This is a genomic window from uncultured Imperialibacter sp. (genome assembly GCF_963974565.1).
Taxonomy (GTDB): domain Bacteria; phylum Bacteroidota; class Bacteroidia; order Cytophagales; family Cyclobacteriaceae; genus Imperialibacter; species Imperialibacter roseus.
Map to the genome: position 1 here is coordinate 193,952 of NZ_CAXBCJ010000002.1, position 23,277 is coordinate 217,228.

The window sequence follows — 23,277 nt, forward strand, 5'->3', positions numbered from 1 at the left end:
GTATCAATACGAAGTTATCAATATTCCCTTCCGGTTATTACTTCTGCCGCTACACCAATTAAGAGGAGCGTTTCTTGCTACTGTCCAAAGCAACCAATTTTGATCAGCAATTTCTACCGCCGACTTATTTCATTTGTTTCACTATCCAATCGGATACCACCGCCAGGGCCGTGGGAGAAAAGGTTTGCTCTATGACGGCGTATTCGGCTAGCGAACCGGTTTTGCTTTCCTGAAACAGATGATTCAAGCCAGGCAGCTCCTTGATGGTTGCCTTCTTATTTCCCCCTTTGTTTAATGCTTTTTTAATGGCTTCCAGGTTCTCCTTTGATGGCACCTGCAAGTCGTTTTCTCCATTGATAGCCAAAACAGGGCATTTTACCTTTTCCAAAGCCGGTGCGGGATCATACTTGATAAAATACTGCATCCAGGGACTTACCAGCTGACTCACCTGCAAGCTCACAAAGTCATTCACATTCATGCCCTGTGGCAATGCGCCGCTTCCGCTTTCTTTCAGGGCGCTGCTGAGATAGTTCGTCAGGTTTGTTTTTAGCTGTTCGAAGTTAGTATCGCTGGCCACCATCTCAAATGCCTTTTTGCTGATTGACTGGTTCTTCTGCAAAACGTCGTCGCTAAGCCCCGATGCTTTTCCAATCAGTTGCTGTTGCGCCAAAAGCAGCTGGTCGCCGGGAATGCCAGTTCCAGCCAATAGTACGATGAAAGCGACGTCTTTGGAGCGAGCAGCCACCATTGGTGCTATGAGCCCTCCCTCGCTATGACCAATAAGCCCTATTTTACGGTTGTCTATTTCCTTTCGTGCTTGCAGATAGTCGATAGCTGCTTCCACATCCGTGGCGAAGTCCGCACTGGTAGCGGTCTTGAAATCCCCTTCGGATGAAGAAGTTCCTCTGTCGTCAAACCGCAACACGGCAATACCGTTTCTTGTTAAGTAATCGGATAAGACTAGAAACGGTTTATGTCCTGCCAGCTCCTCATCCCTATTTTGCGGACCACTGCCGCTTATTAAAATAGCCACAGGGAACAGGCCAGTCTCTTTAGGTAGGGTCAATGTTCCTGCCAGTAAAATGCCTGCTTTCTTGTTCTCAAACGTGATGTCCTCGGAGTGGTAAGGATAGGGCTTTGCTGGCTCCTGCGGCCTTGCTATTTTTTCTTTTTCAACTGCTTCCCTCGACAAGTTCATGGGGAAAGATTGCCCGGCTTGCTTGAAGTTGCCAACCACAACGCCGTCGCTGCCTAACACGCCTTCATACACAATTCCAGCATTTGCGACGGTAAGTTTCAAAGCGGTATTCTCAAAGCTGGTGGCGGTAACGGGTATCCCCCTGGCCCCCTGGTCGGGGCTGTCCATAGTTGACTGAAAGCCGTCATCAACTTTATTGATATTGAAAACAACTCTCAATTGTATTCCCTGCACTTTCAGAATACCGTTCCATTGCCCTGTTATGTCCTGTCCATGCGTTGATACAGCTGCCAGGACAATCAGCAGCAATGTGATTAGGCTTTTCATCTTCCGGTTTTTAAGGTACTGGCTGAATGTAGCGATATGAAAGGAATTCTTTCTTCGTAGTGATTTTGGTAGGTAATAATAATGAAATATTTAGAGAGCATGATTGTTTCCCTTTGAGAAAAAGAGGTTACTCTTGTGGTGCTGGCTAGCGTACCCCCTTAGTCGCCAAGTTTGGCTGATCAGACTGCATCTACATCCTCGGCACCCACAACCCCATGGTAGCTGCGACGATGCCCAGGGCAGTGCCCATAGTGATCAAAAAAATCAGGCCGGAAAACGCCCATTTCGTCGATGCTACCTCTGACTTTTTAGCCAAAAAATAGAAAGCAACAATGGCTTGCGGAAAGACGTAGACCATAAAGCCAAGGAAATTTAAAAAAGGCCCTGTGAAAGTTTCGGGGTCAAAACCTACAGGTGCTTGCCATGCCATGATCCACAGCATTAAGAATACCCGGAACAGCCAAACGCCACTCATGGCCAGGAATAAATGCACTGCCCATTGATTGTGTGAAGCGATGTTCCGGCGAATAGCATTCTTAACTGCGAAGAAGGCACAAATCATAATAATCACTGCATTCATGGTGATAACCACCGAACCTTCCAGCCCTCCAACGGATCCTTTTATCCAGCTGAGGTAAAGGCCTGCCAGGCTGATGAGGAAGGCCGAAAAGATGTAGATACGTCCACTGATCCTGTGAAACCCGGGCGCATAGCTGCGAACCTGCGGAATGAGCTGCGTAGGACCCAAAATGGTGATGATGGCTGCCAGGGCTACATGCAAGCCAAACATGGTATTACCAAGCAGGTCGCCCTTGACATAGAAGTGTGAAGAGGCCGCATTCCACTTTTCAAAGTCACCGAGTGCTGCCGACTTCCAATAGAGCATGAGCACGTAACAGGCAAAGATCATTTGCCCTATTACCGCCACTATAAACCACGACCTTGCGGCAAGATCCACAGCCTTCGTTGCTGCGGGATGATTCTGTACTTTCATATTGAGTTTTTTTGACCAGGCAATAATAGCTGACCAAAAAGCAAGCACACTTAACAATTGTTAGGAAAGCAATTCCCGCCTGATGCGGCTCAGACTCTCGGGCTTTATGCCGAGGTAAGAGGAGATGTATTTGAGCGGGACGTTTTTTGGAATGTTTGGTTTTTCGGCTACCAGCTTGAGGTAGCGCTGCTCGGCTGTGAGGGTAGCAAGATCAGTCGTTCTTTGCTTATCCTCTTCCATGAGCTTCTGAAAAAGCAATAAAGCGTAGTCTTTTGCGGTCAAACCAGTGGCCACCGTGATGTCAAAACCTTCTTTGGTGATTCTGAGCAGCTCGCAGTCGGTGATACAGTGGAGGTTTTCGTTCGAAACTGTCTGGTTAGCAAAATGGAAATAAGAAGTGAAGAATCTCGGGCCGTGGTTTAAGTCAACTGTTACCTCTTCCCCTTTTTCATCAAGCCGGAAATTTCTCATATAGCCCGACACGATGAAATTGTGGTATTTGGGCACTTTTCCCGCTTCTTCAAGTATGGTATCTTTTGGCACCCAAAGCGGGGTAAAATACTGCCTGCATTGCTCCTTGTCACTTTCCGGCATGGTAAGAATTTGTTCCACATAACTAAAAAATGTTTCGAAGTAGTGGTTCATCGTGCGTGGGTGTCAACCGGAGGTACAATATAAGAGATATGTCTCTGTTTCAAAAAATAGGAGCCGCTGAGCTGAAGTGCAAAGTTATAACTTGTGGTTAGCATGGCACCAATAAGAACAGCCGGTCTCGCAATGCAGACCGGCCATCCTCCCTGCGAGCTATTATAATTTATAGAACACGCCAAATCCCAACATGCCCTGGTCGGCGTTGCCAAGGATATACTTTATCTCAAAGAAGCCGTCAATCTTGCTTGTGAAAGAATAGGCCAGGCCTCCCCCCATGTTGAGACCAACTTCTGTGTTAGTTGTCTTGGTGTCATTGATTTTAACTTTTCCGGTGGTGAAATTAATACCCACTAAAGGATACAATTTGACCGCTCCACCCGGAGTGAAATTGTAGTGACCGTCCACGTCAAACATCCATATGTTGGACTTCACCTTCGTACCGTTACCATTATTGTAGGTATCAGGAAAGAATAAGCCAAAACCTCCTGCGAGATCGATTTTCGGAGTGATGCCCACCCTGGCCCCCAGTAGCACTCCCATTTTTTCACTTTGCATAGCATATCCAAGGCCGCCTTTCAGACTGACGTCCTGGGCTTTTGCTTGTAGAAAACAGAGAGCGACAAAAAACGATAAAACGATAAATTTTCTCATAACGCTGGTTAGTTAAAATGAACTGATTGATTCAAAGCCCGAAGAAAAACAAAAAAAATCAGTTTTGCTTGACAAAAATGATGGATACAGTTTTTGTAAAGGAGGTCGTCAAGTTATCACGCTCGGCTTAGGTATTACTACTCAAAAAGGTTGGTAAGTCAGCAGGTAAGTATCAGCCACTTCTTCTTTGGTTCGGTGCAGTTGGAGGATCAATGAATTCTCCTCCAATCGAATGATGTCGTACACAGTGATAGCCGGGCCATTGGTTAGAATAAGCTGGCTCCCTCCTTTGCAAATGCACCAGGTTCCTTTCTCATATACTTGTGGGCTTTCGGGCCTGGCTTTTACTGCCCCCTCGTCGAAGACATAGGTGCCCTTCTCGTCAAAGATGGCCACGTCGTCAAGATCAGAGGGGCTGAACTGGCCGGTAACATCTTTGAAATCTTTTGTGGTGGGCATTGCACCTGCGGATAATCTCCTCGCCTCTATGCTTACCTCCTGCCACCGTTTGCCGGTGAGCAATAGTGCTTGTTGCGTAAGCCGAAACTTACATCGAGGTGCATTGTTTGTCAGCAGCGTTCGATTGCATGAACTAAGGGCAAATAGCAGAAAAAGCAGAGCCGGGAATCTATTCATATATGACGAGGCACGGTGGCAGCGCTTCAAAACTAAAAATATAGTTGATTTCAAACTAATTTCTTAGTTAAAAATTATTTACTGTCAAAGCTGTCTCGTTTCAGCATCTTTGGGAAAGTGGCTTTTGAACCTAATGTAAAACCAAAACATAAGGGCTGCGCCTATACCAGCCCAAATAAAGAAACCTATCCAATTATTGGGGTCTGCCTCCCCTTCTACAATATACGCCTTTGGTTCATATGGGCTCACAAGCAGATTAACCGTGTCTCCGGTTTGGACTTCGTCCGGGTCGTCAATTGCTCCTTTAAGAATGATGCGGGTAAATTGTCGGGCAGTATCTACAAACGTTCCCTTTGGATGTTCGAATGCTATGATGGGTGTGATTTCCACAAAGTCCTGCATCCTGTCGGACGCACCTCTTCGCCGAACATCTATATGAGATTCTCCGATAACATTGGCTTTTATAGATAAGCCATAGTCATATAGGGTCTCCCCTTCCAACAAGTACTGAGTTGTAGCCATGTACAGGATAGCCACACTCAAAAGACCGATACCAATGGTGAGTATAAATCCGAAGACTTTTTTCATGGTTTCAAAATAGCCTATTTGGGATCAGTTTTAAAATTTTGATCTTATAAAGCGGCAAAAGTGATTTTCAATTGTAAAATTCTATCATGTCTTCATTTAAGAAACAAATAAGTTTCTATATTAGGTCTTCAATTACGACACTAATACGATGAAAGGAGCTCAACTAGGTGAATTGCAAGAAGTTATTCTGCTTTCGATACTGATACTAGATGAAGATGCCTACGGGCTAAAAATCCAGCAGGACATCAGCGAAAGGCTTAACAGGCGTTTGAGCCGGGGGGCTCTCCACACCGCCCTAACAAGGTTGAGCGAAAAGGGTTTTGTCACCTCGCACTACGGTGGTGCTACACAAGAACGTGGCGGTCGGCGCAAGCGCTACTATGCACTCACCGTGAGTGGCAAAGCCAGCCTCAGAGAAATGAAAACCCTCAGAGACAAAATGTGGAGCCTTGTCCCTTCAACACAACTGCTATGAGCCATCCGCACTTACCCAAATTTTGGTTCCGGCTGCTGCAATGGTTTTGTCGGGAAGAGCTATTTGAAGAGCTCCAGGGAGACCTGGAAGAGGCTTTTGAGGAGAACATCGAAAGCGTTGGTTTACAGCGAGCCCGAAGAATTTATAGGGTCGAGGTGCTGAAGCTTTTCCGCCTCTCGGTGGTAAAAAAGCCTGCTGGCGTTCGGGTGAGTCAGCTGCCCGGGAACTACATCACCACCTCTGTACGGGCCATGAAACACAACCCGTTTTACATCGCAGCCAACATTCTCGGCATGGCACTTGCGTTTTCTATAGGCACCATTGGCTACTTTAACTATCGTTTCAACGATACGTTCAATGAATACTTCCCTCAAGCGGCTTCAATTTATAAAGTAAACGGACTGCGTACCGCAGAATCAACTGTTGGCACCAGCCCCGGAGCCCTTGCCCCTGCTCTGCACCTCGCAGGCATAGCTGCCTTTCGCTACCACAATGAGCCCATCGCAGTCAAGCTGGCCAATCAATCAAGCGAGGGAGGTGGACACAAGCTGTTCATGGAAGGCTTGTCCTTTACCGACCCGGGCTTCATTCGCCACTTTGATTTGGCAAATCTCAACAACGAACCACTGCCAGCCCTGAGCCATGGTGAAGTGTATGTGTCGGATGAAACTGCTATGAAATTCTTTGGTGATCCCTACCCCGTCGGCAAACTTTTGACGGTCATATTGCCTTATCATCAGGAGCAGCTATTGACGGTGAAAGACGTTTTCAGAAAGCTTCCCAACAATACAAGCTTTCGGCTGTCTATCATTGCCGACTTTGAACACTTGTCCGACTTTTACGGAATAAATGAAAATAGCTGGTCCAATTGGGTAGATGGTACGTTTGTCTACGCACCTGAAGGCGATATGACCAGGTTGGTGTCACAAATGAATACTTACCTGGATGTTCAAAATCAAGCGAACAAGGACTTACAAATCAGTGAGTACAGACTCGACAATATACTGGAGTGGCCAGCCCTAGAGGCATCGTTGCACAATTCTGCTTTTGTGCCGCAAATGCATCCGGCAGCAGTAGCTGGCACGCTGGGTTCTGCCATTGGCATTTTACTGCTGGCCTGCTTCAACTTTATCAACACAAGCATTGCGCTGTCAGGCAACCGACTGAAGGAAATCGCCGTGCGGAAAGTGCTTGGCGGCAACCGAACCAGTACAATCACCCAATTCATTCTGGAAAACTTCCTGATGATAGGTGTGGCTGTGGTGATAGCGCTGGGACTTACCTATTATATGATTCCAGGCTACAATGCTATGATGAGCTATGAGATCATTCAACCTGACCAGATTCCATGGACCACTTTTGTTTATTTTGGTTTGGTGCTGGTATTGTGCGTTGGGCTGATGGCAAGTGCCTATCCTGCTTTATACATTTCAAAGTTTCCCTCGCTCGCTATCTTCAGAAACAAAGTGGTGCTTTCTGGCAAGAACAGGCTGATGACAGTGCTGCTTACTTTTCAGTTTGCCCTCTGCTTCTACAATATATTTGGCCTGCTGGTGACCACCGACAACGCATGGTATCAGGAGCGGCTCGACCGGGGCTATGACCTGGGCGGGGTGATCAATATACCTTTGAGCGACCCTCAACAATACACGTTACTGGAAGATCGACTGAAACAGCAAACTGATGTCAGGCAAATAGCAGGCACAAGCTCGTTGGTTGGGTTTAGCTTTAACAACAGTTCGATTGATTTCAACGGCCAGGAATACGAAGTCGCGGAATTGGGTGTCGGCGCCGGGTACCTTGAAACACTTGAAATAAGACTCATTAACGGGTCTCTGTTCTCTGGCAACGGAACACATACAGGAGAGCCCAGAAAGGAAGCAGTTATCAACAGCATGCTGGAAGACCAGCTGGGAGGAGATGCGCTCAACAAACCAATTGTAGTAGACGGTGACCGATACACGATAATTGGTGTTGTTGAGGATTTCAACTTGCGGCAAATCATGTTTAACAACAAAATAAAACCGTGCGTAATGCGCCTGATGAGCCCTCAAAGTTATGGCTATGCGACCTTAAAGACCGATGGATTGGCCACCGGCAAAAACAGAGAGTTGGAAGCACTGTGGTATGAGCTTTTTCCGCAGGAGCTCTACGGAGGTTTTCTTCAGGAAGATGTGATGCAGCAAGTGCGACAAACCAACTTCATCATGATCAATATCAGCATGATTGTGGCCATCATTTCCATCCTGATATCTATTCTTGGGCTGTATACACTCATTTCACTTATCGCACAAAAGCGAAAAAAAGAATTCGGCATAAGGAAAGTAATGGGGGCCTCATGGCAGCAGATTACCCACCTGCTGGGAAGAGATATCTATTGGATTATTGGCATTGCCGCCATCATTGGCCTGGCCGGTGGGTCAGCAGTGATGCATTCGGTGCTTGATGGCATCTACGCCTATCATATCGACATCAGCATTATCCACTATGTTTGGCCAGTCATGATTATTCTTGGGATTGTTGTAGGCGCTGTGGGCTACAAAATGATGCAAACCAGCAAGCTAAATCCCGTGGAACAGTTGCGGGTGGAGTAGAATAGTATTCACCATCTGAAATAACGACAAAGCGCCTGAAAACTACTTCCCAGGCGCTTTGGTAACTCATAAAATCAAATGACAACTACAATGCTGCCTTCTTCATTTTCCTTCGGTAGGCAATTTTTGAAATAGCCACATACAGCACCGGCACCACAAAGATGGCCAGGGAGCTGGCTGCTACCATCCCTCCGGCCACCGTCCAGCCAATGGTTTTTCTGGCTTCAGCACCAGCACCTGTGGAGATCGCAAGAGGCAGCACACCCAAAATGAACGCCAGCGACGTCATGATAATGGGCCGCAGACGCAGCCTTACAGCTTCCAGCGTTGATTCTATAATGTCCCCCCCTGCGTCAACTCGCTCTTTTGCAAATTCCACAATTAGAATGGCGTTCTTGGCTGCCAGCCCTATCAGCGTAATCAAGCCAATCTGTGCATAAATATTGTTCGTAAGTCCTGGTAGAAGTGTCAGCGTCAGGATAGAGCCAAACGCCCCAATGGGCACTGCAAACAGTACCGAAAATGGAATCGACCAGCTTTCGTAGAGTGCTGCCAGAAACAGGAAGACAAAGACAATGGACACAAGAAATATGATGCTCTGGGTGTTGCCAGCCTTTACTTCCTCGTAGCTCATCCCGCCAAACTCATAGCTATAACCGGTTGGGAGTACTTCAGCTGCCACTTCCTGCAGCGCCTTGATGGCATCGCCGCTGCTATAGCCGGGAGCGTAAGTGCCGAGGATCTCCGCCGATCGGTAGATATTATAATGTGAGATGAGCGCCGGTGTTTCAATCACCTTCGTGGTGATGAGTGCACTCAATGGCACCATCTCACCCATGCTGTTTTTCACAAAGTATTTCCCGATGTCGTCGATGTCTTTTCTATAGACAGTATCGGCCTGGGTTACCACCCTAAAGTTTCTTCCATAAATATTAAAATCGTTCACGTAGCTGCTTGCCAACAAAGTCGACAATGTACCATAAGCCTGGGCCACGTTGACGCCCATCTTTTTTGCCTTTTCCTTGTCAAGGTCGACCTGGTAAGCCGGTGTTCGGGCCGAAAAGAACGAGTAGGCGGCGGCTATCTCAGGGCGTTGATTGGCTGCAGCAATAAACTTTTGCATGGTCGCCTCAAACCCGAAAATATCGTCAGGGCTGCTGGTCTGTAAGAGCTCGAAAGTGAATCCGGAAGACCTTCCAAGACCTGGAATAGGCGGAGGTGCAATCGCCAGCACTCTTGCTTCCTTGATATCAGAAGTCATGGCCATAACCTGCCCAATAATTTTTTCCACACTCTCCGTTTCCGGATCACGTTCGTCCCAATGTTTTAAGTTTACAAACAGAGTTCCGACGTTCGATTTGTTAGAAAAAGTTAGTATGTTCAGTCCAGCCAGCCCCCCTACTACCTCCAACGATGGCAGGGTCATGATGCGCTTTTGAAGCTCCAGCTGCATTTCAATACTGCGATTCGTAGACGTGCCTTCTGCCATTTCATACGTCACATAAAAGCGTTTCTCATCCTCCGTGGGAATAAACCCAGTCGATTTGTTTTGGAACAGAAAGAATAGGCCAACGAAAAGGCAAATCATCATCACTAGTACATAAGGAGTTCCCTTGATCCACTTTCTCACACCGTTGGTATACGAACCCGATATTTTGTCGAACCAGCGGTTGAAGCGACTGAAGAACCACTCCAGTCCTTTCTTGCTTTTGGATTGATCAGAGGGCCTCAGCAGCAACATACACAGCGCCGGCGTCAACGAAAGGGCAACGAAAGCAGAAATCAATACCGAAATAGCAATTGTAATGGCGAATTGCTGGTAAAGTTTTCCAATTATTCCCGGAACAAAGCCAACCGGAACAAACACCGCTGCCAGAATCAATGCAATGGCTATTACAGGTGCAGAGATTTCCTTCATCGATTTAATGGTAGCATCTTTGGCTGAAAGCTTGTGAGTATCCATGTTGTGCTGAATCGATTCCACCACCACAATAGCATCGTCCACCACAATACCAATGGCCAGCACGAACGCAAACAGGGTAAGCGTATTAATCGTAAAGCCAAATGGAATAAAGAAGATAAAGGTGCCTATCAGCGACACTGGGATCGCCAGGATGGGGATCAAAGTGGCCCTGAAGGTCTGAAGAAAGAGGAATACTACCAGAATCACCAAAATCATGGCTTCCATCAGTGTGAATGCCACTTCTTTAAGTGATACTTCCACAACAGAGGTTGTTTCCAAAGGAATAAGGTAATCCACGTCTTTGGGAAAATTGGCTTTAAGCTGCGCAAGCGTTTCCCGCACGCCCTTGTTTGCTTCCAGCGCATTGGCACCCGGCTCCAGATAGAGCAGCACAAAAGAAGCGGGCCTACCCATCACAAACGGGTGGTTACCATAACTAGCCTTGGCCAACTCTACCCTGGCAATGTCTTTCAGGTACACCATATTTCCCGTGACCGGATTGGTTTTTACCACAATATCCTCAAAGTCTTCAACTGTGCTTATCCTGCTGTTTGTCAGTATATTAAACTCAAATGTTTGCGTTGAAGCCTGAGGTGTGCTGCCAATTGTTCCCGCCGAAATCTGAAGATTTTGTTCCTGTAGGGCTGCGTTCACTTCAGCTGGTGTAATCTTGAGGTTAGCCAGTTTTTGAGGATCTAACCAAATACGCATACCAAAATCGTCCCCCACTGAAAAGATGTCCCCTACTCCCTTTACCCGAAGGAGGGCATCTTTCATGTAAATATTGGCAAAGTTGCCAAGGAAGGTGGCGTCATGCGTGCCTTCAGGAGAGTATAGCGCCAGGGCCATAAAAATACTCGGGTTCCTTTTGCGCACGGTAAGTCCCAACCTTCTTACAATCTCAGGAAGGGTAGGCTCAGCCACGCTTACCCGGTTTTGGACGTCGAGCGTAGCAATATCAATATTAGTACCTATGTCGAATGTGACGGTGACGCCACTCACTCCGCTGCTGGTGCTGTTGCTTGACATGTAAGTCATGCCAGGTGTGCCGTTGATTTGCGTTTCAATGGCGGTGGTGGTGGTTTGCTCCACCGTTTCAGCGTCAGCTCCTATATAAACGCCATTTACAGCTACAGTTGGAGGTGTGATATCTGGATATTGGGAGATGGGCAATGTGCTCATCGCAATCAGACCAACCAGCACAATCACAATAGAAATGACGATGGCGGTTACGGGTCTTTTTATAAAAACATCTGCGACCATTTTTTCTTAATTGAATAGATTCTGGTTGAATTATTTACTTCGCTGTGGCAACTGTGATGGCGGCTCCCTCTCTAAGATTCTGCACACCCTCTACCGCAATTACCTCACCTTGCTTCAAACCATCGGCAACGATAACGTTGCTGCCAATTTGTTTCCCCAGTTTCACCCGCCTTTGCGACACCTTGCTACCGTCGGACACATAGACAAAGAATTCGCCCAGCTGCTCTGTAACGGCTTTGAAAGGTATGGTGATGGATTTGCCGGACACGTTCGACAACACTTGCAGGCTGCCACTCATGCCCGGGCGCAACATGTGCTCAGGATTTGGCAGTTCCACCCGAATTTTGATGGTGCCCGTTTGCGGATCTACCGCCCTGTCGATAAAGCTTAGCTTTCCAAAATGCGGGTACAAAGACTTGTCAAGCACCAGTCTGAAAGCGGAATCGGCTGCGTTATCACTGCCTTTCGCCAATATCTGGCTAAAGCCACTGATTTTGCTTTGATCTATAACTACATCCACTGCCATGGGATCATCGGAAGAAATAGTGTTAAGCAGCGTTTGGCCAGGCGTTACCGACGCACCAAGCTTCACTGCTGAAATGCCAATGGTTCCGTCAAATGGCGCCACAATCGTTGAGTAGCGCACATTGGTTTGCACGCTGTTTACAGTGGCTTTCGCTGCTTCTACAAGTTGCTTGGCTGAAGTGTAGGCCGATTCAGCATAATCTACCTGCTGCTTGGCAATCGCATCGTCTTTTTCAAGCTCTTTGTATCTTTCAAAATCCTTTTTTGCTTTGTCGAGATTGGCCTCCTGCACAGCCAGGTTCGCCAGCGCCTGGCTATACGCCGCCTGCGACTGCTGCTGATCGATGGTGTAGAGCTTCTGCCCTTTTTTTACTTTGTCACCTTCTTTAAAGAAGATTCCTGTGATATAACCACTCACCTGTGCACGAAGCTCAACTTCCTGCAAAGCCTTCACAGTAGCCGGGTATTCTTCATAAAAAGGTGCGATTGTGTAGTTGACCTCTTCCACGGTGACTGCTACCGGGCCCCGTGCTGGCCCTCCCTGTTGATTGTTACTTCCGCATCCTGCGGCGATTAGCAGTAAGCCAAAGACAAAAAAGATGTAAATTTTATTCACTGACATGTATGGTTGAGTAATTAAAGAATTAATAATTGATTTGGCCCAGGGCTTTCAGCACATCCATTTTGCTGGCAAGCACCATGTACAGGGCATTGTAATAATTGATACGGGTTGTTCTCAGGTCGCTCTCTGCGATCGTGACTTCGAGGTAGGTTTTTACACCACTCTGGTATTGAAGCTGAATGATGTCATATACTTCCTCAGCAAGTTCAACATTGTCCTTTTGTGCCTGATAGAGTGCCAGATTGCTTTTGTAGGAAGCCAGCGCTCTGGTGTACTCAGTATTGATATTACTCTTCAGGTTTTTCAGTCCAAGGTCTAATCGACTGTTCGACAAATTAGCCTCCTGAATTTTCACTAACCTCTTACCTCCTTGTAAGATTGGCAGTGCCAGCGAAGCCCCAACAAAAGAAAACGGATACTTTGTGTTGTACAAATCGCTGAAGTTATTGTTTTGATAGTTAAGGTTATAGTTACCAAACAGGCTAACAGAAGGCAAAAAAGCCCATTTGCTGTACTTCACGTTGGCGTCTTGAAGGTTTTTCTGTGACTGCATGATCTTAAAGTCAATATGATCAGCATAGTTCACCTCCTGGGTTGTATCTAGGGCTATTTCCTGTTCCATCAAAAGCGGATCATATTGCACCGGAAGGTTCTGATCAAGCGGATAGCCCATCAGCGTTTTCAGGTACTCTTGCTTGTACTTAAGCAGCTCCTGATTCGTCTTCAAAGAAGCTTTAGCGTTGGTCAGCAAAATAGTGGCTCTTTTATAATCCGTTTTATCCGACACACCCGAATTATACCGGCTTTGGGCATCCTTCAGGCTGCGCTCCAGTCTAACGATCGATTCCTCGCTTACCTCAATCTGCTGCATCATGGCCAATGCGTCATAAAAAGCTTTGGTTACATTCACCACCACATCAATCTTACTGCGGCTGGTATTGAGGCCGGCCTGACTTCGCACCTGAGAAGCAGTGCTGCTAGCCAGAAGCACATCTCTGTTGAACACAGCCTGGGTAGCACTGAACTGCGCTGATGAGGTATTGTTAACCCCAAACCGAATCACGTTCCCTCCAATTACACTTGCTTGCAAGTCAATAAAACGTTGATAGTTATAGGTGAAATTGACTTGAGGATACCAGTCGGCCAGCTTCCCTTTGATGGCCTTGTCCGTAATTTCCTCGTCAATCTGGGCCTGCTGCACATTGGGCTGATGAGCCAGGGCATATTCCACCACCTTGTCAAGCGTGGCAACCTCCAGCGGGTCGCCACTCTGGCCCAGCGATAAAGTGGTATTCAATAAAACTAACACAAGTGTCAGCATCGACATCCTGATGGATGATTTTTGAAACAAATGTGCTTTCCGTAGAAAAAGCTGCATACTCAAATTTGTTCTTAAAAGTTTATTAATAAGTTACTGGTTGAAGAAGAAGTCATTAGCTAACTGATGGCATTTCTTCGTTAAAAATTGTCATGTAGATGACCTGTTTTCGTTCAAGCAAAAATTCGTGGTAAGCCTCTTCCGTCATGCCGTGAATCGTTCTCAAAATAGGCTTAGCCAGCATTGGGTAGTTGCATAACGCAATAAGGTTAACCAAAAAATGTTCGGGTGTAACGGGTGCCAGCCTGCCTTGCTGGATTTCCTCGGCCAACTGATCACGAATCAAGTCACTTGATCGGGATTGGTTCCTGGCGCAGTAGGCTTCGGTTCTATCCTTGTTTCTCACCGTTTCGCTGATGATGAAGTTTTCAAGATATGGATACGTCATGTTGTAAGTAATGATCGCATCGATGTACCTGGCTATCTTTTCCCTAAATGGCAGGTCGAATGAAAGAATGCTTTTTACCCGTTCCCGCTTTTCTTCCATCGCTTCGTCCAGCAGAATACTCAGCATATGCTCCCTCGACCTGAAGTAGTAATGAATCAAAGCCCTGTTCACCCCAGCAGCGTCAGCAATTTCCTGGGTAGTCGTTTTGATCAGCCCTTTCTTAAAAAAAAGCTCTTTGGCCTTCTCTTTGATCACATGCTCAGTCTGTGCTTCTTCGATTTTCATGAACGAAAGCTCTTTACTTTTTTGTTTAACATTTTTGTTAACGCAAGCTTTAGCTTTTAGTTCAGAAAGCGCAAAAGAAAAATTCAAGAGGTTGCAAACAGTGATTCACGGCAGTAGAGTATAACAGGGCAGCGCCTTTACCGCCCACCTTCAGTATTACCTGACAAGGTGAAGGTAGCCCTTCATCTTTTTTTCAGGCCGCAGCTCGTTGGCAAGTTGATAGAAGTAAACACCGGCAGCCAGTTCTCCTCCCTCCCAGTCATTTGCGTATCTTTCCATGCGAAAGACCTGGGTGCCCGACCGGGAGTATATTTCAAGTGTCCATAAGCCGTTTTCCACGCCAGGCAGGTAAAGAGAGTTATTGAAACTGTCGTTGTTTGGAGAAAATGCATTGGGGAGATCGGTGACTTCCTCTTGCACAAAAAACGAATGGACAACAGCAGAGCCGCATCCCACGGTGTCTTTTGTAAAAAGCGTCACATCGTTGTCTCCATAGTTTTCGAAGGCCAAGGCCACTTCATTTCCCTCCCACTCTATGCCGTCTACTAGCCAGAAGTACGCCAGACTATCTGAATCCTCCGTTACAGAGACGACCACTTCCTCATGGGTAAAAGGGTACATTTCACTGATTGTAAAGTCAGACTCGGGCCCGGGTGCCACGGCGATGGCAGGTGACACCTGATAGGGCACAGTGCAGCCTTGTGAATTGATGAAGACCAGGTTTAAAAAATAGTTCCCAGCTTCATCGTATGCTCTGTTTATAGAGTTACTTTGTGTATCAACCACGTCACCATCACCAAAATCCCATCTATAAGTCGATGTGTTGGTGCCATGCGCTTCAAACAGTATATCAAAACCTTCGCAAGTGCTCAAACTATCAAAGTCAAGTGAACCATAGGGGCCGCCTACACTGACGATGGTGTCTTTTGTAACGCTGCTCATGCAGCCATACTCATCAACTACAGAAAGTGACACTGAGTAGTCGCCCGGAATGAGATAAGTCACCACCGGCTGGGCCAGTGCCGATGTTTGCCCATCGCCGAAATCCCACTGGTAAGAGGCAATGCCCTCGCCCGACTTGTCCTGAAAAGTGGTAATCAGCGGTGGACATTCAATAAAAGTATTGGCAGCCTCGAACTTAGCCTGCGGCTGCGAAACAATGACCTCTTTGATCGCTGGTTCTTTGCTCAGGCATCCATCAACGTCCTCCGCAAGAAGCTTGATGGTGTAACTGCCCGGCGTGTTGTAAGAAACAACCGGCCCCAGCTCAGTGGATGTGCTGCCATCTCCGAGTTCCCAGCTATAGCTGACGGCGTTCATCGATATGTTTTCTAACGTCAACGTATCATTCACGCAATACGCATCGGCTTCCGTCATGAACCTGGGAACAGGCTTAACAAACGAAATAACGTTTTCTCTGAATATTGAGCACGTGCCTTCAGTATTTGTCAGTGTCAGCCCGATATTGTAGTTCATCTCGCCGTAATAGGCATGTACGGGGTTTTGCGATGTGGACGAGCCGCCATCCCCAAAATCCCATTCCCAGGCGACTATGCCGGGGGATCCTCTGGAGAAGTCTTTGAAGTTAACTACGAGAGAGTCACATTTATTATTTGTAATAAAACTAAATGCGCCATCGATGTCCAATACCCTGATGACATCCTCTTTTTTTATGGTCGATGTACACTCGTCGGGATCAATAACAGTCAACTCTGCTCCAAAATACCCGGCATCATAATAGGTTTGCATCGGGTTGGTGACATCCGACCTGGTGCCATCAGGAAACGTCCAGACCCAATGCTCGGCATCGATTGATGCATCATTAAATTGAACAGGAATACCTTTGCAAATCGTGGTGTCGGTGGTGGAAAAGTCGGCCCGAACGTTGTAAATGCTTACTCCCTGCTCGACCGATACCACGCAGGACGTTTCATTGTTGAATGCGGTAGCTTTCAATGTATAAGTGCCCCGGCCTGGATAGGTGTGCGATGGAGCTATTTCGTTGCTCTTAGTGCCGTCACCAAATTCCCATGTGATGCCATCGTAGTCACTTGAAAAGTTGCTGATACTGATCATGTTAGGATCGTCGCAGCTTTTCGAAAAGTCAAAATCAACAAAAGGGTTCAATACCTCTATTAGCTCTGTTTTAACAATCTCGTCTTCACAACCGGCATTTTTTGCTTTTAGCTTCACCGTGTACAACCCCGGCCGTTCATAACTATGTATCGGGTTCTCTTCAATAGTCCCTGTACTATCACCAAAGTCCCAGCAATAAAAAGTAGCATTCAGGGACTCGCTTGTGAAGTTGATTGGCTCCCAGGCACAAACAACCTGCTTGCTGACAGTGAAGGCGGCTGTTGGCACTGTGGATGACACCACAACGTCCACTTCTTTTCTGCTAGTGCAACCAGATGCACTTGTCGCCAATAGCACAACCTCATAGGTTCCCGGCTGAGCGAAAACGTGTACTGGGTTGGCTTCGGTGGTCGAAGTATTGTCGCCAAAAGTCCAGAGTAAGGAATAGCTTTCGCTTGCTTCTGTTACAGAAGTAAACGGAAGCGTGAACGGTGCGCAGCCCGACAGCGAAATTTCGCTACAGCTTTGCTGGTCTTCGGGAAGAATCTTTGTATTGACGATATGAACCACCTCAACTTCCTGACTTAGCAATGCTTCACAGCCCACACTGCTATAGCTGGTCAAAGTTACCTGGTACAACCCCGGAGCGGCGTAAGCATGACTGGGCGACTCATCCTCCGATGTCATTCCATCACCAAAGTTCCAACTCCATCGGGTGCTGTTGGTCGAGCTATTCGAAAACTGAATTTGAAGTGAGCACTTTTGCTGGGCGGTAAACGACGTTGCTGCGTCTGCCCCAACGATGATCTCTTTCACTGTTTTTGCTTCACAAGCCTGCCCTTGTAGCTGGGCCGTGAGCACTACCTGATATTTGCCCGGCTCGCTGAAGGTGGTGACCGGAGAAGCCGCATCGGATGTCTTCCCGTTTCCAAAATCCCAGTGCCTGGAAAGTATCGTTTTGTCAGATGTTTCTATAAAGTAAACCTGGTTGCCAACACAAGTCTGTGAAGCAGACGCTGTGAAGGAGATCCCAGTACCGCTGCCTATTACAACCGAAAGCTGCTGAGTATCCTGGCAACCTTTTTCGTCAGTTGCAGTCATTGTCACCTTATAATCGCCTGCGCTTGAGTAGGTATGGGGCGGGTTTTGGGCTGTGCTGCTACTGCCATCGCCAAAGTCCCATTTGTAACCGATGTTCTGACCTGTGCCGGTCACACCTGAGCCGTTCACACCTGAGCCGGTCACAGCCGCACTAAAGCTCACTTGTGCTGGCGTTTCACACAAAACGGTCTTATCAGCTCCGATGGTTGCCTTAATCCCGAATGCTTTGATGATAGCACTTTTTGAAACAGTGCTTTCGCAGCCAAACTGGTCTTTTGCTACAAGTGTAACAGAGTAGTCGCCCTGGCTTTGGTAAGTGTTCGTAGGTGATTCCTCGTTGCTGGAGCTCCCATCTCCAAAAACCCACTCGAAAGACTGCAGGGTGTTCCCTGCTGTGAGGCTCTCAGCAACGAAAGACACTGGCAACGGGCTGCACCCTTCCGCAGGGGAAAACGAAAAATCAATGGAAGGCTTGTCATGTACCACAATGTCCATCGTTTTAGTCCCCAACGTAGCGGCGCCAGATTTAGCCACCAATGTCACCTGAAATGTGCCAGCGCCGGTATATACTGCGCTGGGATTTTGAAGCACAGAGCTGTTACCATTCCCAAAAGTCCACTGATAGTCTGTGATGGGGCTTGCAGTGGATATGTCAGTAAAATTGACTGTCAGCGGAACACAACCTTCCGAAAAATCGATTGAAAAATCGACGCTTTGCGCAAGGCAGGACAAAGGGGCCAAACAAAGGGAAAACAGCAGATACTTCATGAATGAACGCCTCATTCAAATATATAGGAAAAATACACAACTGATTGAAGCCAAAAAAATAACCTTACTTACAAAGACTGGTAGTCAAAAATATGGCAGATGGCACGTTTTAGCAAACAAGAATGTACTTAATGATCTCAGTGTATAGCTTTAGATGAAAGAGAGACCTCATTTTCTTTAGACCAAAAGTGTTATTTATGCTTGAATTAACCCATTCTTAACCAAAGAAGTGTTTCACACCTAGTTCTTGATAAATGAGGCTCTCAGTGAAAGATCGCTGCTGTTGTATTTTTTGAATATAAGGTGGTATACACCTTTTGATAAGCCCATGACAGACAGTTTGACCTCATCTTCGCCTGCCCTGACTGTTTGTTTGACAACAGGCATGCCGGTAAGGTCATACACGTACACCTCGCCATTATCAAAGCCGCTGCCATTCGCAGACCTTACCATTATAAAATCTGTAGTCGGGTTTGGATAAACGATAACGTCTGCTGCCAACGCATCCTTAGCTCCCAGCAATTCGTTGCAAGTGCCTTCTACGGTTAGTTCTACTGTTTGCGACGATGTGTTCCCATAAGCATCCACACCTGTGAATTCTATTGTCGTCGTCCCAAGGTCTTCACAGGTAAAAACTGTCCTGCTCAGCGTGTATTCGGCCGTTGAGCAGTTGTCATAACTCCCGTCATTTACATCATCGAAGGCAATTTCGGCCTGCCCACCCTCATCCAGTGTAACAGTGAGTGACCTGGTAAAAAGATTTGGAGGTTGGTTGTCAGCTATAGTCATGGTAATTTCTTTCACGGTGCTGTTGCCACTTTTGTCAACGCCAACTAAATCTACCAAATGGTCGCCTAATTGTCCGCAGTCAATGAAATCAGAAGGCCAATCCAGGTACAGAGCGTCAAGCTCGCAGTTGTCGGTCGTCCCAAAGTCAATAGCTATATCAGCCACCGCTGCTACCCCATCTCCATCGAGGTATACAGTTATGTCGTGTCCAACGACCACTGGTGCGATGGTGTCCAGTACCTGAACCTTCACCACAGCGGTAACTGTGTTGCCAGCGGGGTCTTTCCCCGTGACGGTGACTTCGTTTTCCCCAAGATTCTCACATGCAAAATTTGTCTGGCTCAAACTAAATGCAATGCCACAATTGTCAGTGCTCCCATTGTCAATATCAACAACAGACAGGGTGGCGATTCCCTCATTCCCAAGGTATATGACAGCTTCCCGTACCTTCAAAACGGGAGGTGCGTCATCCACAATGGTGACAGTAAAGTCTATCGAGGAACTGTTGCCAGCCCCATCTGTTGTTGTAAAGGATATTACGTTTTGTCCAATGTTGTCACAGGAAAAGGCTGTTTGGCCTAAGGAAAAGCTAACCTCCCCTCCTGCCGGGTCAGTGCTTCCATTGTCAACCATGGAAGGGTCTATTGTTGTGGTGCCGTCCTCTGCCAGGGCTACCTCGATGTCTTTGGCTACAGCAACAGGTGCGATATCATCCTCCACGGTTATTTCAAATGCCTTTTTAATTTGCCCTCCGTGCCCATCGTCGGCCATTATCCTTACGGTATAGGTATCCGCTGGTAATGCCGTGGCATCCAGTGCCTGCAAGTTATTGTCAGCCACAGCAAATAGGTCGTTGTGTTCATCGCCCTCACCAGTGGCTAGCGAATAGGTATGCGCATTTGCTTCGTCGGGGTCAACCACCGAAAAACTACCCACCAGGGCCTGTAAACCTGCAGATTGTTTGAGATGAGCATTGTCAAGCAGTATGTCGGCAGGCGCCTGATTGGAGAGAAGCTGGTTGAGATATAATTCAGAAATGACGTTGCTCCCATTGAATCCTGTTATCAGATAGTCCAGGTCGAGGTCGCTATCAATATTGATCCATTGCACCTGGCCAAGGATTGCCCCGGGCAAATCCATCAACAAATCGGAGAAAGCCTTGTCATTGTTTTGAAAAACACGGGTAGTAATGTTTTCCGACTCCACCAATGAGCCTGTGGCAATGATGTCGAAATCACCATCATGATCGTAGTCTGCCCAGTCTACGTAACTGGTTCCGAAGCCCAGAAAGAGCTCAGTTTCTACAAAGCTGTTGCCGTCATATTCGTAGATGTAGGTATGAGTGACCCAATCAGTATCAATGCCGTGAAGCAATAAGTCTAAGTCACCATCATTGTCATAATCACCCCACTGCATGGAGCTAACACCTACGGGTGCGATGCCAGCCTCAATGTCGACGAATTGTCCACCATCATTTCTGTAAACCTTGCCAACAAATTCAAACCAGCCATCACCAGCCAAAGCCAGATCCAGATCACCATCACCGTCATAGTCACCCCACTCTACAACTCCATCCGACACAACGGCCAGAGTAGCCTCAATGTCGATATAGGTTCCCTCATCGTTTCGATAGATTTTTGAGTACTTTATACTGCTGGCGGTAGACCCTGTCAACACCACATCCAGGTCACCATCCTGATCATAATCCGCCCAATCGGCATAACTTGATCCAAGATCACCAACGTCTACAAAGTTGTTGGCAGTCTTATTCCACCCCCCATTTTCGTAATGATAAACATCTGTTTGGGAAACCCCACCGACTGAGCCTGTCAGCAGCAGGTCGGCATATCCATCAGCTGTTCTTTTGCCCCACCTCGCAGCACCAGCCAACACTGTTGGCAAGCTGGCTTCGGCATCAACAAAAGTGCCCAGATCGTTTTTGTAGATTCTTACCACGGGCTGACTTGATTCATCTGTTCCAACGATGAGCAAGTCCTGATCGCCATCGCCATCATAATCCGCCCAATCAGCGTCAGAGAAAGTCATCGCTTGCAGAACTTCGGAGGCAAGGTCATTGCGCACGAATGTCCAGGGAATGTCATCAATCACGTCAATGACCATGGCTTGCTCAACGGCGGCGTCGTCCTGATCTACTGCCTTTATGCGAATGCTGTAGCCTCCCGCCGAAAGGCTTCCCGGACTCTTGACAGTCAGTAAATTGCTCTCAATATGGAACTGGCTATTGAAATCGTCACCTTCGCCGCTTGTTAGTGCGAATTCGTGCTCGTTATCTGCATCAGGGTCATTGGCGGATAACGTCGCTACGAGCCCTCCATTTCCGACCGATCTGTTGACCGCAAGATTATCCAGTTGAATGAACGATGGTGCTTCGTTCAGGTCGTTTATTTCTATGGCAAGCAATTGGCTGTGCGTGATTTCACCATCAATAGAGGCCTCTATCGTTAGTAAATAGCTACTTTGTGACTCATAGTCAAAAATCACGTTAGACAGAAGTTGGCTTCCCTCCACAACGAAAGATGTGTTATCCGGCACATCTACTGCCAAGCTATAGGAATAGTCTCCTGCCGGAACGGTAGTCAAGTCACCAATGACTGTGCCTACCGGCATGTTTTCATTGATTGTGGCCAGGTCGATTGACGTTTCTGGCAATAGCATGTTGGCATAAATCTTTCTGACCGGCAGGTCGTCATAAATGTATTGCTGCCCAATGAGAACAAAATCAAGGTCGGTATCGCCGTCATAATCGCCCCATTGCGCATTTCCAAAAATGGTTGACGGAAATAACGCTTCCACGGCATCAAAAGTCCCGTCACCATTGCTTCGGTATATTTTGCTGATGGCCTCCCCTTCCAGGTAGTTTGTCAGCCCAGTCACGATAAGGTCGTCATCACCATCATCGTCGTAATCACCCCAATCAGAGGACCCATATATTACGTTGCTAATCCCGGTGCTTAGGGCCGTGAAGGCGCCATCATCATTCCGATAGATGAAAGATTTGGGCACCCCTGCCGGGTGAGTAGCGAGACTATTAGCGGAGCCTGTCAGAATAATATCCAGGTCGCTGTCTCCATCAAAATCGCCGGCACTGGCTGAGCTGTACATCACACCGGAGAGCCCGGCGCCGGAGTCTTCAAACACACCCTCCACTCTTTTGAAAATGCTACTTTGCGTTTTGAATGCCGTTCGATTGAAACCTGTAACCAACAGTTCCAGGTCTCCTGATTCATCAAAATTCGCCCAGGTTACTGTGCCTTCTTCTGCTTCAGGCAGTGCAGCATCAATATCCGTAAAAACACCACCATTGTTCTCATAAATAACGGCTTTGATTTTGCCGTCTTTTGTGGCTATCACCGCCAGGTCGAGGTCGTCATCGCCGTCAAAATCGCCCCAACTTCCAAAATGAGAAAGCGAGGTCGGTAAGCCTGCCTCGTTGGTTACGTCTGTAAAAACACCCTCCTTATTTTCATACAGCTTCAGTAAATAATCGTCGGAAAATGACCTGGAGCGAGTAACCAGTAAGTCGAGGTCATCATCTCCATCGTAATCCCCCCATTTTATATTGCCACCGTTGGTGCTAAAGATGCCAGGGTTTGAGAGAGTAAAAGTGCCGCCCTCATTGATATACAACTCCACGAAAAGAAAACCAAAGGAACCAATGACCAAATCCAGATCGCCATCATTGTCGTAGTCGCCCCAGTCACTCACACCACCTTCTGAGGTCTCGTTGATGACGATGCTATTGACTGCGTCTTCATTAAACTGAGCCCAGGTTGGCCTTACAGCAGAGAGTATCAAAAGGGCGAAGATCATTCTGACTTTCATAGAGTTGAATTTGGTTGCGTTTTAATTCAGTCTCAAAGCTCAGTATTAGCATTTTCTTCGGCTTAAGGATTTGATGCAAATGCTTAAGGTTTTGAAGCGAAGAAGGATATTTCCAGAATAAGCAGGGTTTTGTCGAAACAAAAATTGCCTTACGGACAGGAA

Annotated in this window: 14 protein-coding genes; 2 read left to right on the forward strand and 12 right to left on the reverse strand. The window is 47.1% G+C overall.

Features of this window, described 5'->3' with window-relative positions:
* Nucleotides 1-124: 124 nt before the first annotated feature.
* From AAC052_RS03610 to AAC052_RS03635, 6 genes are all read right to left on the reverse strand, one after another.
* Nucleotides 125-1,525, reverse strand: coding sequence for an alpha/beta fold hydrolase (locus AAC052_RS03610; RefSeq protein WP_339811002.1), 1,401 nt, complete (start codon nt 1,523-1,525; stop codon nt 125-127).
* A gap of 190 nt (nt 1,526-1,715) precedes the next feature.
* Nucleotides 1,716-2,519 (reverse strand): DUF2306 domain-containing protein, encoded by an 804-nt coding sequence (locus AAC052_RS03615; protein ID WP_339811003.1) that lies wholly within the window; start codon nt 2,517-2,519, stop codon nt 1,716-1,718.
* Nucleotides 2,520-2,579: 60 nt separating this feature from the next.
* The gene (locus tag AAC052_RS03620) at nt 2,580-3,164 is read right to left on the reverse strand and encodes a Crp/Fnr family transcriptional regulator (protein ID WP_339811004.1); all 585 of its coding nucleotides are present in this window, start codon (nt 3,162-3,164) and stop codon (nt 2,580-2,582) included.
* Between the two features lie 162 nt (nt 3,165-3,326).
* Nucleotides 3,327-3,821 carry an outer membrane beta-barrel protein gene (locus tag AAC052_RS03625; RefSeq protein ID WP_317491634.1) on the reverse strand — a complete coding sequence of 165 codons (495 nt, stop codon included), beginning with the start codon at nt 3,819-3,821 and terminating at the stop codon, nt 3,327-3,329.
* A gap of 141 nt (nt 3,822-3,962) precedes the next feature.
* Entirely contained in the window at nt 3,963-4,280 is a 318-nt protein-coding gene (locus AAC052_RS03630) for a hypothetical protein (RefSeq protein ID WP_339811006.1), read from the reverse strand.
* Between the two features lie 261 nt (nt 4,281-4,541).
* A complete protein-coding gene (locus AAC052_RS03635) occupies nt 4,542-5,045 on the reverse strand; it encodes a hypothetical protein (protein ID WP_339811007.1) in 504 nt (167 codons plus the stop codon).
* Between the two features lie 148 nt (nt 5,046-5,193).
* On the opposite strand from AAC052_RS03635, the gene AAC052_RS03640 reads away from it, so the two are divergent.
* Together AAC052_RS03640 and AAC052_RS03645 are read left to right on the forward strand one after the other, a co-directional pair.
* Nucleotides 5,194-5,520 (forward strand): helix-turn-helix transcriptional regulator, encoded by a 327-nt coding sequence (locus AAC052_RS03640; RefSeq protein ID WP_339811009.1) that lies wholly within the window; start codon nt 5,194-5,196, stop codon nt 5,518-5,520.
* On the forward strand, nt 5,517-8,114 hold the full coding sequence (locus AAC052_RS03645; protein ID WP_339811012.1) for an FtsX-like permease family protein: 2,598 nt from the start codon (nt 5,517-5,519) through the stop codon (nt 8,112-8,114). The genes AAC052_RS03640 and AAC052_RS03645 overlap by 4 nt, the downstream gene beginning before the upstream one ends.
* Before the next feature lie 85 nt (nt 8,115-8,199).
* On the opposite strand, the gene AAC052_RS03650 is transcribed toward AAC052_RS03645, so the two are convergent.
* The 6 genes from AAC052_RS03650 to AAC052_RS03675 form a co-directional block, all read right to left on the reverse strand.
* Entirely contained in the window at nt 8,200-11,340 is a 3,141-nt protein-coding gene (locus AAC052_RS03650; RefSeq protein ID WP_339811013.1) for an efflux RND transporter permease subunit, read from the reverse strand.
* A gap of 34 nt (nt 11,341-11,374) precedes the next feature.
* Nucleotides 11,375-12,487, reverse strand: coding sequence for an efflux RND transporter periplasmic adaptor subunit (locus tag AAC052_RS03655; RefSeq protein ID WP_339811014.1), 1,113 nt, complete (start codon nt 12,485-12,487; stop codon nt 11,375-11,377).
* Between the two features lie 22 nt (nt 12,488-12,509).
* Nucleotides 12,510-13,865 carry a TolC family protein gene (locus tag AAC052_RS03660; protein ID WP_339811016.1) on the reverse strand — a complete coding sequence of 452 codons (1,356 nt, stop codon included), beginning with the start codon at nt 13,863-13,865 and terminating at the stop codon, nt 12,510-12,512.
* A 55-nt stretch (nt 13,866-13,920) separates the two neighbouring features.
* The gene (locus AAC052_RS03665) at nt 13,921-14,538 is read right to left on the reverse strand and encodes a TetR/AcrR family transcriptional regulator (protein ID WP_317491623.1); all 618 of its coding nucleotides are present in this window, start codon (nt 14,536-14,538) and stop codon (nt 13,921-13,923) included.
* A 156-nt stretch (nt 14,539-14,694) separates the two neighbouring features.
* The gene (locus AAC052_RS03670) at nt 14,695-18,498 is read right to left on the reverse strand and encodes a PKD domain-containing protein (RefSeq protein ID WP_339811017.1); all 3,804 of its coding nucleotides are present in this window, start codon (nt 18,496-18,498) and stop codon (nt 14,695-14,697) included.
* Nucleotides 18,499-18,723: 225 nt separating this feature from the next.
* Nucleotides 18,724-23,115, reverse strand: a complete 4,392-nt coding sequence (locus AAC052_RS03675; RefSeq protein ID WP_339811018.1) for an FG-GAP-like repeat-containing protein — start codon at nt 23,113-23,115, stop codon at nt 18,724-18,726.
* Between the last annotated feature and the right edge of the window lie 162 nt (nt 23,116-23,277).